The following is a 12,415-nucleotide window of genomic DNA, read 5'->3' as shown; positions in this document are numbered from 1 at the left end:
GTAAACTATTAAAAAGTTTTTTTGTTACTCAGAGACAACAGCCACTATGATTAAAGACAATAAATCCATTTACAGTGCTTTGGCAGCTAACCTGCTCATCGCCATTACTAAATTTATTGCCGGTGGCTTTACCAATAGCTCTTCCATGATCTCGGAAGGGATCCACTCTATGGTAGACAGCATCAATCAGGTTTTACTGTTATACGGACTAAAAAAAAGCAGAAAAGCACCGGATCTTTTGAAACCTTTTGGATATGGTAAAGAGCTCTATTTCTGGTCTTTTATTGTGGCGATTTTAATCTTCGGACTGGGTGGTGGAATCTCTATTTATCAGGGCGTACAACACATCATCGAACCGGAACCGATAACGAATCCCCTGATCAATTATGCCGTACTGGTTTTATGTATGTTATTCGAAGGTTGGTCTTTACGCATTGCGGTCAGAGAATTTGACAAGCAAAGAAATGGACAAAGCTGGTGGAAGGCCATTGTGAAAAGTAAGGATCCTTCCAGCTTCCTCGTACTTTTTGAAGATGGCGCCGCAGTATTGGGTTTATTTATTGTTTTCATTTTCATGTTGATCGGCCATAACCTCGATCTGGACTGGATGGATGGTCTTGCCTCTGTATTGGTCGGCCTGCTGCTGGTTTTTGTGTCCGCTATTTTGGCCAGAGAAAGCCGGAGTTTGCTCATGGGTGAAGGCATTGCCCCTGAGACCAAAGAAAAGATCAGATTACTGGTAGAAAAAGATGAGTCGGTGATCAGGATTTCTAATATAATTTCTACCTACCAATCTCCTGAAGAAGTTTTACTGGTGATCATCCTGGTATTTCAACCGGATATCGATACCGAAGACATTACCGATGCGATTACCCGCATTCGGGAGGCGATCAGAAAGGAATTTAAGTTTATCAAATTCATTATCATTCAGCCTGCAGAAGGCTAAGCCGATACCAGATAGCCTGCTAATCCAGGATACCTTCTGAATTTTGAGTCGGTACAGGAAGTGGCTTCCCTCCCATTTCCAGCAGCGTAGTTTCAATCATGGTTGTCATTGCGTTTAAAGCCAGATCGTTCGGTTCTGTCCCAAAAGGCTCTTCTATTTCATCAGCAATTGCTTCCAATGCGACAAAGGTGTAGGCGATAAAGATCACAATAAAGGGCGTTAACCAGCTGAGGCTGTCCACAAAACCAAATGGCAGCAAAAAGCAATAGATATAAACGGTACGGTGTAATAAAATGCGGTAAGTATAAGGAATTGGTGTAGAGGCGATCCTTTCACAAGCCCCAACAATGTCTGATAACTTATCCAGATTCTGATCAAATGAGGATTGTATGATCGTATCTATTTTACCAGCTGCTTTGGCCTTTTGTACCCATAATCCCATTTCCTTCATCAGCAGAATCGGTTTATAAATTGCAGGTTGGAGTTGTTTACTCAATTCCGGACTTAGTCTTTTATTCAGATCTTCGCTAGCATCTGTGCCCCGAAGCTGATGCTTTAAGGCATAGGTAAAAGCAATCAGGTAATGAATAAAGGTATCCACTTCCTTGCTTTCCGGAGGATAACCAGTCATGGTCAGGGCTTGTCTGGCTAATGACCGGGTATCGTTCAATAAAGCACCCCAAACCTTCCTCGCTTCCCAGAAACGATCATAACTGGCATTATTTCGAAAACCTAAAAACAAGGCTAAGGCAATCCCGAACAAGGTAAATGGTGCCGGACTTAAAGGAATCTTAAAGTCGAAAAGTTTCCCCTTTAAATAGACAACACAAACAGAAAATAGAAACAGGAGCAATAATCTGGGAAGTAACTGCGGCAAAACAGATCCTTTCCATATAAAAAGCATTTTAAACCAATGTTCATTCTTTCTTATGATCATAATGTCAAAAGTCCGGTTTTATTTATAATTCACCGCATTTGTTGGACAGGAAAATTGGTTTTGTTAATTAAGAAATCAGGATTTGTTGTGGAGGAAAATAAAATCGGGTAATGAAACCAAGCGAATGTAACTTTGTTATATAGGGTATGGAAAAGGTCTATTATTCGGGAACAAGCGGTTTGGTACTTCCTGTCCCTAATAAGCAATATTACCCTATTGAATTCCGCGACAAAAGCAAGTTAAGTTATTACAGCTCCTTGTTTGACAGCATTGAGATCAATAGTTCATTTTACAAAGTTCCGACCCCTGCTACCCTGGGAAAATGGTCAGAAAGTGTGGGTCATGATTTCAAGTTCACATTTAAACTGTGGGAGGGAATCACACATCAAAAAGAGCTTTCATTTGATAGAGCGCAGCTGAAACAATTTATAGATACCATTAATCATGTGGGCGATAAAAAAGGCTGCTTACTGGTCCAGCTTCCTCCATCTATCGGGCATAAGTATGCCCCACAATTGTTATGGTTAATGCATAGGATCCGGGAAGCCGATCCTACCTGTAGCTGGAACCTGGCGATAGAATTCCGTGATCCTTCCTGGTATCGGGAAACGACTTACAATTTAATGAATGAATTTGATGCCGGTCTGGTTTTTCACGATAAAGCCGGTTCTGCAACTCCGATGATTGAACAGAACACAGATTTCATTTACCTCCGTTTCCATGGTCCAAAAGGGGATTATAAAGGGAGTTATCAAGATAGTTTCTTAACGGAATATGCGGATTATATCCGTGAATGGACAAAAGAAGAGAAAACGGTGTATGCTTATTTTAACAATACCGCCGGGGATGCCATACTCAACCTGCAAACCCTAAACAGTGAAGTATATCAAATGGCCATCGTGCCCTGATATGTATCGCTTTAACCATTCGGCATTGCATCATTTGGTATTAACTTAGTGATTTAACCGGGCATAGCCTAAGCGTTCCAGATCTTCAATTCCGTCCACTAAATACACCTGTTCTTCTGCTAAAACATACAAGTCGTTGGCAAGTTCTACTACCTCATGGTACATGTGATCCGTAATTAGAAATCCTTTATTGGGCTGTTCTTCTTTAATCAGCTCTTTTACCGCAATAATCATTAATGGACTCAAATGACAAAAGGGCTCGTCCAGCATGACAAACTCAGATTTAGATTTGATCAGGATATAAGTCTCTACCAAACGCCTTTGTCCGCCGGAAAGTTGTCTGATTTTACTGCTATGTTGCTGCTTGAATTCCGGAAAGCACTTTTCAAAGGGTGCAAAATCCAGACTAAAATCGGAGAACACCCTGGTTAAAGTTAAATGCGCAGGAATGAAATTATATTGAGGAAGGTAAGATAAGAGTTCATGATGCTGGTAAGCTTTGGGCACAGATTTTCCGTCGAAACGAACCGATTTGTCGCCAGGAACAAGACTTCCGAATATGATGTTCATCAGGCTCGATTTTCCAGTTCCGTTTCTACCTAATAAACCGGTAATTCTACCGGTTTCACATTTCAGGTATACGTTCGTCAGGATCTCTCTTTCCCCAAATTGTAAATGTACACTATCTACTTCTAATTGATGAGCCATACGCGTTTACATGAAAAAGTTGAAAAAATCTGTACTTACCCCCTGGAACCTTCCGGAGATTAGGAGCAGAAAGGAGAACATCAGAAACTCCAGCACCATCGTTCCGGACCATAAAAAGCTTTTCGAAATGCCCAGATTCTGATAATATAAGAACTCTTTATGCTTGTATATGCTGATATAATAGGCGACGATTCCGAGGGTTGCAATTTTAAACCAGATGATAACGGTCAGCGCTGGCAGTCCCAGATAAGCGAACAATGCGGCACAGGCGATGGAAATCACCAATGTGGCGGCAAAGAAACTACCATAAAAAGTCATCATGAGACGGAAAGACTTGTAAATCATACAGCTTATGAAAAGAATGAACCCCAAATTACAATTATTTTAGGAGAAGCTTTAACCCTTTTCAGATTATTGCCTTAACCCTGCTCAGATTATTGAGCAGCCTTAACCTTGCTCAAATTATGGAGAAGCCTTAACCCTTTTCAGAAAACCACTTAGATCCTGAACGAATCGCTTTGGTTGCTCATAATGAATGTTATGACCTGTATTTTCATAGATTTTATGTTCAATAAATTTTGGATGCTGTGCTTGTAATGCTGCATTTTCCTTTTCAAAAGGCATGAAATCTTCTTTGCTTGCAGGGTCTAAAATCAACATCGGAACATTCAGATTTCTATAGATGATTTCAGGTGCCAGTAAGGACATGGATGTTCCGAAAAGAGTGACTTTTGTTGGTCTCAGGATAAGATCAGACCATTGCTGAGCGCTATTCATTTGAAACAATTCCATTACGCCGGGATAGATCCCCCATTGTTCTTTGCCAGCTTTCCTGATCCAGGCCAGTGCAGAAAACTGCGTCCCACCTTCTTCCGGATCATAAATATCGTAGTAGGCGTCGAAAGCACTGGTATACAAGGTATCCTTGTAGGTATGCTCCATAATCGTTTTGATGGTTTTCTCCAATTGGGAAGCTTCCATTTTATGGTAATGTGTATTTTGAGCTACGGAGCCGCCATCTTCTAAAATCAGCCCTAGTACGCGCTCTGGATAGGCATCATAAAAAGCAGTGCTTACTCCTCCACCTCTGGACCATCCGCCGATGACTGCCTTTTTGATTTTAAGCTGATCCATCAGTTCTGCAATGTCATCAGCAACATGATATAAAGAAACGGGATGTGCAGGAATAGCGGTTTGCCCATGACCATAATAGTCGATGGCAATCAGGTAATAACCTGCCTTTACCAAATCATCTGCTACTTTTAACAGTTCATAGCCATTGGTTAAACTCCCGTGAGACCAGATTAATGGAATGCCGGAAGGTTTACCCCAACTGAGGTAATGTAAATTCACGTTTTTAGTCTGCACAAAACCACCATGTTGTGTTTCAAACAAGGCAAACTCTTTTTGAGCTTGCTGGTAAAGCTTTCGGGCTGCTGCAAGGTCTGGTTTAGTAGTAGTAGTAGTAGTAGTAGTAACTTCAACAGTGTCAGCAGCACTGGATGTAGTGGTATTCTGGGCTTTTAAAGAAAAGGAACTGACCAAAACGGCAAGTGAAAAAAGAAGTATACGGCTCATAAAATGGGTTGAAATGTGTTAATACAGCTATTTTTTCCAGAGATGGTTATTGGACAGAAAACTACAATTAAACTAGGGTGCAACATCGCTCAGCATCTGTTTAAAGCCCGGACCAGGTACAATTTTCAAGGCCGCAAGTCTAGCTTTGACTGCCTTAACCTTTTCATTTTGTCCGGCAATCTGATAACTATTGATCAATTCGGAATACGCCGGAAACAGGTATGGATTTTCCGCAATCGCTTTTTCATATAATGCGATAACTGTTGTTTTATCCTTGCCTGTAGCCGCTAGCAGCTTGCCTTGAGTGTAATGATAGTCGGCCATGTAAAATGGATTCCCTTTAGAGAATGCGGTTTTAAACACCGTTTCCGCTTTTTCACCATGGCCCATTTTGATCAGTAACTGACTATACCTGAGTAAATCTGTATTTCTGACCACCTGAGTTCCTTTTATAAATGGCTGCAGGTATTCTTCGGCTTTCTCTTTATCCCCATTAGCTGCATAAAAGTCCGCTATCCTCAGGTTGTAATCCGTCCTTGCATTGCCGGAAGCTGCCAAAATAGCTTGTGCTTCTTTTAAGGTAAGAATGGCGGCTTCATATTGTTGATTCATTGCCAATGCATCCGCATATTTGTTTCTGTACTCAAAATTCTGAGGCTTCTGTTCCACCAATCCTTTGAGGGTGGCTACCGGCTCTGCTGCATAGCCTAGTCCGGATTTTAGCACCGCGGCATAAGCTATAGCATCATCCCTGCGGTCTCTAAGGTAGGTAGAGACGGTTGCTCCCGTCTTCCCATATTCGGTAGCAGTAGCCATGGATTCTGCAATCATGCCATTTTTCTTATACATCTCTGCCAATGATAAATTGATAGACGCCAATTCCTGATAATCATCTTCCAGACGGAAGGCTTTATTCAGGTAAAATGCCTGCTGCTGCACACCTGTTTTTTGATCAATATCGTTTTCAGCGAACCTCGCGGCATATAAATTGGCATAAGCGGTATATATCGGCGCATATTCCGGGTTTACCACTTCCGCCTTTTTAATCCATTCCTCTGCTCCTTTAAAGTCTCTCTTTTCTGTTTTCAATTGCGCATAATAAAGATAGGCCGGCAGATATAAAGGATCATACACCAGGGCGGTATCCAGATAATTTGTCGTCAGTCGCAAATTGCTTCTGCTCATCTCTTTACTCATATTCAGGTAAACTTCCGACCAGTTGCTCGCCATTGCTTTATGATCTCCGGCCAGGTAAGCGCGTTCTTTTTTAACCAGCTGATCCAGAAACTGATACATATCAGGGTCTTTAGTTTTCAAATCGGAGGTTGTATTCATGGATTTAAAATCCAGTGGATGCACCTTTACCGGCTCAAAATAGGCAGGATAAGTCTGTGCTAAATATTCGCTTTCATTGTTCTGGGAATAATAATCCAGTGTTCTTTTCTCTTTCATCGCCTGATAATACAAGGCCCTGATTTTGCGGCTTTCGGCATCGGTGAGCACCCGGCCATGGAACAGGTGGACATACTCATGAAGGATCACATTTCTTTCCAGAAAGGCACCTCGCTCTACGTATTCAATTGCCGCAGCACCACTACCTACCCCGCGGATATCCATCCATTGCCTGTTGTCGAAAGTAGTCATGTAACGGAAATAAGGGGCGTTCATCGTTACCGCCAAATCTTTATGTAGTGGTGGAATCCGGAAGGACTCCCCTTGTTTAGATAGGAAAGGAAAATAGACGACTGCGGTAAACAACTGGTTCCAGGCCATTGCTTTCACCGTTTCGCCAGGGTAATAATTGACATCAGGAAATACCTTCTGAAAATTAACCATATCGTTGATCTTTGTGGTGTTCAAAGTGTTGGAAATCGAGTCATACACCGCCAGATAAGGGATTCTTTTAGACTTGATCACCGCAGACAGGCCATTATGCGCCGGACCATAATGCTTTTTACGCAGCAGGACTGTTCTAAAGATATTTTCTGCGGAATCTAACCTCGTTTTACGATCCATATCAAAAGCGATATAGTAGATAGCAGCACGGTGCATGCCGGGAAGCACGGAACCCGGATATTCCTTTTCTATCGTCCTGGTGGTTTCAATTGCATTGGCTATCTGGTTTTTGCTGACCTCATCATCGGCTTTTTTCAAAGCTTTTCTAATGATGTCATCATCTTTCTCTGCATAATCTGCATAAGTCAGGTTGGTATGGCCGTTCCCCCAGTGCCAGTTGGTTTGAAAATGAAGTGGATTGATGGCCAGGGCCAGTTCCCACTGTGCCGCCATTGCGTTGAGTTGCCTGGCATCCACCCTTCGCCAGATCGCGTAGCCATAGCTAAACCGTGCATCTGTATTATAAGGATCTAAACGGAGTGATTTCTTTAATGGTGCTTCGGCAAGGTCTGGTTGTTGGTTCCAGAAGTAAACATCTGCTTCCAACAAGTAGGCTCCTGCACTATTGGGATTCTGTTGAATGACTTTCTTAGCGATGGAAAGGGCTTCAGTATAGTTTTTTTGAAGTAACCTTGTTCTACCCAGCATCAGCCAGAGTTTTTCTGAAGATGGTCCTTTTTTGGAATCCCGGGCTTTTAAAGCCTGCTCGCAAAGTGCCGCTGCTTCCGGTAATCTCCAGGCCTGGATTTCCAGAAAAGCTTTCAACAACAATGCTTTCTCCTGATTTGGCTCCTTCTTTCTCAGTTCATCTACCAGAACTTCTGCCTGCTTAAAGTCATTATTCAGGATCAGGTAATCCGCAGAAAGCAATTTATAGGCTGTAGAAGGTTTTTTATTAGCAGCTATCGCCTCTGCGGCTTCTTTCCATAAGCCAAGGCTTAACATTTTCTCTATGCTTTCTACCTTGTTTCCGGAAACAGAAAACTGCTTTACAAGCTCCTGTTTTTCTTTGGACAGTTGTTTAAGCGCCAGTCCGGCACTATCCGGATGAATGGTTTGTGCAGAGAGTGCTGCTGCCTGGAGGCAGATCAGGGAGGTGAAAAAGAGGTTCAGCGTTTTCATAGTATCAATATTACTATAAAAATTCTCATCTGTCTAAACTGTGAGCTAATTGTTGCGTAATGGTCTAAAAGGGACTAGTCCCCGGGGAGTTCTTCTGAAAACCAACAATTCTATAAAAAAAAGCCCCTTAAGGAGCTTAAAGTATATTAGTGTATCAAAATCAATTGTTGAGATTAAATTTCTTTTGATCTTCATGATGCTGTTCGTACCGGGTAGCCGCACCTATTTTGGTGATCTCTACCTTAATACTGCTCAATTGATCTCCAACTTCATTGAAATTATTTGAAGTATCATTAGTTAAAAGATTAAGTCTACTTTCAATCTTATTTAATCTTTCATCAACTCTGGTAAAGTTTTCATCTATTTTCCTGAAATTTTCATCAGCCTTCACCGCAACTCCCTCCAGCATTGCACGAGTGCTTAAACTGTAGTTTATGAGACGCGACATGTTTTCTTCTATCCTGGTTATTTGCGCTACCAACTTAGACATGATCTCCTCCATCCTGTCCATCCTCCCTTCCATCTTAGACATGTTTCCATCCAACCTTGATGAATTTTCTTCCAACACGAACATCTTTTCCCTTAACTCTTTCATATTTTCTTTATTAGTTAGACTAACATCTATATTAAGATTTATAAAACCTGAGTGTTTGGAAAAATATATTTACAAGCTGCATTAGCAATACCTGACAGCCCCCGAAACCGGGAAGCCCAAGGCATGGTCAAAAAAAAAGCAACCCTCCTGCTCGCCGCCGAAGTGTTGCTTAATAGGGAATTTTACGTGCTTTAGACCGGACTATTCAGCCACTAAATCTAATGCTGCTCCTTTGGTTGCACCTTGCGCTACTGCGCTCAGATCTTCCAGTTCTGCATCATGGGTATAGCTGCGTACTGCTGCAATACTACGCTCCATATCCAACCAGTACGTATAATAACCACTACGGCCAAGCACCTGATTATCTGCGTCCTTTAATATAAAAAAAGAACCCTGGTCGTCCGTTTGTCTACTGAAACGCTGTGCAAATTGTGAATTGGCTCTTACCAATTCTACTTGCTTTTCGCAGGAAATCTTTGCGACAGTTTTATCTGTACTACGCAATACGATATCGCCTGATTTTAGCTTTAGGTTAAAATGGAACTTGTTGTCAAGGTCTTTTATAATCTGAAATTTCGCCATCACTCATGTTAAGTTTACGACTACAAATTTAAGCTCATGAACCAGAAAAAACACACATCCTTGTCAATCGAAAAACTGATAAATATCAATTTATGTAAAAGTTATTACGTCAACATGACCTTTAATATAGCCCGATTGCAGAAAAAATAAAAGTAACTTTGTGGTATCAAAAAGGATTCAACTTCAAAGATTAGAGAACGAGCATTATGAGCCTAGCCGGTATTTTCCCAATTGATCAATGGAATTTCAAGTCCCAATCTATCCTGAAGAGCATTCCTGAAGAAGACCACGACCGCCTTTATGCCAATATGACGGTAGAAAGTTATAACAAAGGAGATGTGATTTTCAAAGAAGGAGCAGTTCCTTCAGGGATATTTTTCATCCAGAAAGGAATTGTCAAGAAGTATAAAGTTGATCGCGATGGCCGGGAACAGATCATGTATGTAGCAGGTACCGGCGAGCTGATCGGTTATCATGCCATCCTCTCTGAGGAGCGTTATCCGGACTCTGCATCTGCTATTGAAGACTGTATAATTGCCTTTATTCCTAAAGAAGATTTCCTGGAAGTGCTGCACAGTTCGGTAATTTTATCTCAGCGTTTGCTGAAGAATATGAGTCATGAATATGCGGTGCTGACCAACAACATCTCTGTGTTCACGCAAAGAACGGCAAGGGAAAGAGTCGCGATTACCCTGATTGTATTGAGAGAAAAATACAAGAATGAGGATTCAAATGAGGAAACGATCAACATTTCCCGCAGCGACTTATCCAACATGGCAGGTATTGCCAAAGAGAATTTAGTGAGAATCCTGAAAGAGTTCAAAAATCTGGGTGTCCTGTTTTCCGAAGGCCGAAAAATCACGATTACCAACATCAAAATGCTGGCAGAGATCTCTAGCTACAGCAATAAAACCCTTAAAATTCGCTAAAAGCACGCAGGTATTTATCAATATATGCTGACTTCTCTTTTGACTTGTACTGCATGATATACCTTGGATGTTCCAGGGCAACGATCTTTTTGAAGAACTGGTGTGCCTCATTTAGTTTTCTAAAGAAAGTCTCATTTTTACCCGTTCCGAAGCAAAAGCAGACCTCAGTTTCAAAGCCCATGTCAATTTGTTTCCTGATGTTCTCTATAATAAAAGAGGAAACAGACTTCAATAAAGCCGGACTATCGTAATAGTTGTAATTGGTTTCCTTCCCGTTCTCCCCCATTTTGGTAAATCCCAGAGGGCAGATGGAATGAATGTAGAACTGCTGATAGAATTTTTCTTCTCCGCCAAATGCGGCAATCATTTCATAAATATAAGCTGAAGATGGCTCATGAGTAACCGGACCGGCATACTCAATATGGCAATTTGCTTGTAGTCTTTTCGGATCCGTAAAAGAAATTCCGGTTTGTCCGGAGCCGAAACGCCCGGGGTTGATGCCAAAGATCAGATGCCGCGGCTTGCTATCGTTATAATATTTCCGGTAAAATTCAGTAGAAGCGGCCAGCGCAAGCGGGCTTTCCTGAAATGGATTCATGATCCGGATACCTTCCGGCAACACCCCTTTATACGTCAGATTTTGATTAAACGAGATGATTCTTTCTGCAAAAGTGCTCATCCTTAAAGGTAAAATATTCTACGAACAAAAAAGCCGGGAATGAAAATCTGTGGCGATTTCTATTCCCGGCTTTTAATATATGGTATGAAATGATTAGCTCATTTTCAGTTTTTTCTCTATATCATTCACATAAGCTCTAAAAGTTTTGTCAGTTTGAATTAAATCTTCTACTGTCTGACAAGCATAAATCACTGTTGAGTGATCTCTGCCACCAAAGAAAGCTCCGATAGTTTTCAAAGAAGACTTTGTCATCCCTTTTGATAAATACATAGAGATCTGACGGGCCTGAACGATTTCCCTTTTACGGGTAGGCGCTTTTAATAAATGTACCGGAACTTCAAAGTAGTCACAAACCAGTTTCTGGATGTAATCCATGGAAACTTCTTTCGTGGTATTTTTGATAAAGTTCTTCAACATTGATTTAGCCAGTTGCAAATCAATTTCTTTCTTGTTCATCGTAGATTGTGCCAATAGCGAAACCATTGCGCCTTCCAGTTCACGAACGTTGTTGTCGATGTTATGTGCTACGTATTCTACCACTTCATCAGGAAGATCAATTCCGTCAGCATACATTTTCTTTCTTAAGATCGCAATTCTGGTTTCCAGTTCAGGGATCTGAAGATCTGCTGAAAGGCCCCATTTGAAACGACTCAATAAGCGCTCCTCTAAACCGGTAAGGTCTTTCGGCGACTTATCAGAAGTGATAATGATTTGCTTGCCTGATTGGTGTAAATGGTTGAAGATATGGAAGAAGATATCCTGAGTTTTCTCTTTTCCGGCAAAGTTGTGAATATCATCCATGATGATCACGTCCATTGCCTGGTAAAAATTCACGAAGTCATTGATCGTATTGTTTTTCAATGATTCCACAAACTGCTGACAGAACTTTTCACATGATAAGTAGATGACCAACTTATCAGGAAGGTTTTGTCTGATTTCATTTCCAATCGCCTGAGCCAGGTGGGTTTTTCCCAGACCTGAAGCACCATAGATCATTAATGGGTTGAATGATGTTGCACCAGGTTTTGCCGCTACCGCATGTCCTGCCGAACGGGCAAGGCGGTTACAGTCACCTTCTACAAAAGTATCAAACGTATAGTTTGAATTCAGTTGCGGATCTACATTCATCTTTTTCAATCCGGGAATCACAAATGGATTCTTAATGTCTCTGTTCACATTTACAGGAACCGGCATAGATTGTTTCCTGTTGGTAGAAGACATGCTTCCGTTTGAAGGCATGTTTGTCGTATAAGGTAGTGCTCCATTTGTAGATTTATCTACCACTATATTATACTCTAAACGTCCTTCCGCGCCAAGTTGTTGTTTAACCGTTTTACGTAATAATGCCACGTAATGCTCTTCCAGCCACTCGTAGAAGAACAAACTAGGTACTTGTACAGTTAAAACGCTGCCTTCTAGCTTAAGGGCTGATATCGGTTCGAACCAGGTCTTGAAGCTCTGGGCCGGGATATTATCCTTTATGATTTGGAGACAGTTATTCCATACTTGGGTACAAGTGTTTTGCATAGGTTCTC

At 41.4% G+C, this 12,415-nt stretch carries 12 protein-coding genes; 3 read left to right on the top strand and 9 right to left on the bottom strand.

Translation table 11 applies throughout. The features are described from left to right. The first annotated feature begins 46 nt into the window (after positions 1 to 46). On the top strand, positions 47 to 946 hold the full coding sequence (locus OQX61_RS23000) for a cation diffusion facilitator family transporter (protein WP_265844180.1): 900 nt from the start codon (positions 47 to 49) through the stop codon (positions 944 to 946). Between the two features lie 19 nt (positions 947 to 965). Here the strand turns inward: OQX61_RS23000 and OQX61_RS22995 are convergent, their stop codons facing one another. Continuing rightward, a complete protein-coding gene (locus tag OQX61_RS22995) occupies positions 966 to 1,883 on the bottom strand; it encodes a bestrophin family ion channel (RefSeq protein ID WP_265844179.1) in 918 nt (305 codons plus the stop codon). A gap of 146 nt (positions 1,884 to 2,029) precedes the next feature. Between OQX61_RS22995 and OQX61_RS22990 the strand changes: the two genes are divergently transcribed. Beyond that, on the top strand, positions 2,030 to 2,791 hold the full coding sequence (locus tag OQX61_RS22990; protein ID WP_265844178.1) for a DUF72 domain-containing protein: 762 nt from the start codon (positions 2,030 to 2,032) through the stop codon (positions 2,789 to 2,791). Between the two features lie 45 nt (positions 2,792 to 2,836). Here OQX61_RS22990 and OQX61_RS22985 read toward each other — a convergent pair whose 3' ends face one another. The 6 genes from OQX61_RS22985 to OQX61_RS22960 all read right to left on the bottom strand — a co-directional run bounded on the left by OQX61_RS22985 (position 2,837) and on the right by OQX61_RS22960 (position 9,272). Continuing rightward, positions 2,837 to 3,499, bottom strand: coding sequence for an ATP-binding cassette domain-containing protein (locus OQX61_RS22985; protein WP_265844177.1), 663 nt, complete (start codon positions 3,497 to 3,499; stop codon positions 2,837 to 2,839). A gap of 6 nt (positions 3,500 to 3,505) precedes the next feature. Next, entirely contained in the window at positions 3,506 to 3,844 is a 339-nt protein-coding gene (locus tag OQX61_RS22980) for a hypothetical protein (RefSeq protein ID WP_265844176.1), read from the bottom strand. A gap of 117 nt (positions 3,845 to 3,961) precedes the next feature. Beyond that, complete coding sequence (locus OQX61_RS22975; protein ID WP_265844174.1) at positions 3,962 to 5,077, bottom strand: alpha/beta hydrolase; 1,116 nt, start codon at positions 5,075 to 5,077, stop codon at positions 3,962 to 3,964. 72 nt (positions 5,078 to 5,149) lie between these two features. Then, positions 5,150 to 8,095 (bottom strand): tetratricopeptide repeat protein, encoded by a 2,946-nt coding sequence (locus OQX61_RS22970; protein WP_265844173.1) that lies wholly within the window; start codon positions 8,093 to 8,095, stop codon positions 5,150 to 5,152. A 160-nt stretch (positions 8,096 to 8,255) separates the two neighbouring features. Next, positions 8,256 to 8,690, bottom strand: coding sequence for a hypothetical protein (locus tag OQX61_RS22965; RefSeq protein ID WP_265844172.1), 435 nt, complete (start codon positions 8,688 to 8,690; stop codon positions 8,256 to 8,258). Positions 8,691 to 8,891: 201 nt separating this feature from the next. Then, positions 8,892 to 9,272 carry a DUF1508 domain-containing protein gene (locus OQX61_RS22960; protein ID WP_265844171.1) on the bottom strand — a complete coding sequence of 127 codons (381 nt, stop codon included), beginning with the start codon at positions 9,270 to 9,272 and terminating at the stop codon, positions 8,892 to 8,894. 206 nt (positions 9,273 to 9,478) lie between these two features. Here OQX61_RS22960 and OQX61_RS22955 point away from each other — a divergent pair, with 206 nt between their 5' ends. Then, a complete protein-coding gene (locus OQX61_RS22955) occupies positions 9,479 to 10,201 on the top strand; it encodes a Crp/Fnr family transcriptional regulator (protein WP_265844170.1) in 723 nt (240 codons plus the stop codon). Here the strand turns inward: OQX61_RS22955 and OQX61_RS22950 are convergent. Together OQX61_RS22950 and dnaA are read right to left on the bottom strand one after the other, a co-directional pair. After that, the gene (locus OQX61_RS22950) at positions 10,188 to 10,880 is read right to left on the bottom strand and encodes a uracil-DNA glycosylase family protein (RefSeq protein ID WP_265844169.1); all 693 of its coding nucleotides are present in this window, start codon (positions 10,878 to 10,880) and stop codon (positions 10,188 to 10,190) included. The genes OQX61_RS22955 and OQX61_RS22950 overlap by 14 nt on opposite strands. Before the next feature lie 93 nt (positions 10,881 to 10,973). After that, positions 10,974 to 12,407: a chromosomal replication initiator protein DnaA gene (gene dnaA, locus OQX61_RS22945; protein ID WP_062549583.1), complete on the bottom strand. Its 1,434-nt coding sequence runs from the start codon at positions 12,405 to 12,407 to the stop codon at positions 10,974 to 10,976. Positions 12,408 to 12,415 lie beyond the last annotated feature (8 nt).

Origin of the sequence: Pedobacter sp. PLR, from assembly GCF_026239675.1 — a bacterium.
Taxonomy (GTDB): Bacteria; Bacteroidota; Bacteroidia; order Sphingobacteriales; family Sphingobacteriaceae; genus Pedobacter.
The sequence above is the reverse complement of the archived record's forward strand: the minus strand, read 5'-3'. Positions and strand labels throughout refer to the sequence as shown.

Bases quoted from the DNA above. Each gene is read 5' to 3' on its own strand.
- OQX61_RS23000 (WP_265844180.1), top strand. From the start codon at position 47: ATGATTAAAGACAATAAATCCATTTACAGTGCTTTGGCAGCTAACCTG.
- OQX61_RS22995 (WP_265844179.1), bottom strand. From the start codon at position 1,883: ATGATCATAAGAAAGAATGAACATTGGTTTAAAATGCTTTTTATATGG.
- OQX61_RS22990 (WP_265844178.1), top strand. From the start codon at position 2,030: ATGGAAAAGGTCTATTATTCGGGAACAAGCGGTTTGGTACTTCCTGTC.
- OQX61_RS22985 (WP_265844177.1), bottom strand. From the start codon at position 3,499: ATGGCTCATCAATTAGAAGTAGATAGTGTACATTTACAATTTGGGGAA.
- OQX61_RS22980 (WP_265844176.1), bottom strand. From the start codon at position 3,844: ATGATTTACAAGTCTTTCCGTCTCATGATGACTTTTTATGGTAGTTTC.
- OQX61_RS22975 (WP_265844174.1), bottom strand. From the start codon at position 5,077: ATGAGCCGTATACTTCTTTTTTCACTTGCCGTTTTGGTCAGTTCCTTT.
- OQX61_RS22970 (WP_265844173.1), bottom strand. From the start codon at position 8,095: ATGAAAACGCTGAACCTCTTTTTCACCTCCCTGATCTGCCTCCAGGCA.
- OQX61_RS22965 (WP_265844172.1), bottom strand. From the start codon at position 8,690: ATGAAAGAGTTAAGGGAAAAGATGTTCGTGTTGGAAGAAAATTCATCA.
- OQX61_RS22960 (WP_265844171.1), bottom strand. From the start codon at position 9,272: ATGGCGAAATTTCAGATTATAAAAGACCTTGACAACAAGTTCCATTTT.
- OQX61_RS22955 (WP_265844170.1), top strand. From the start codon at position 9,479: ATGAGCCTAGCCGGTATTTTCCCAATTGATCAATGGAATTTCAAGTCC.
- OQX61_RS22950 (WP_265844169.1), bottom strand. From the start codon at position 10,880: ATGAGCACTTTTGCAGAAAGAATCATCTCGTTTAATCAAAATCTGACG.
- dnaA (WP_062549583.1), bottom strand. From the start codon at position 12,407: ATGCAAAACACTTGTACCCAAGTATGGAATAACTGTCTCCAAATCATA.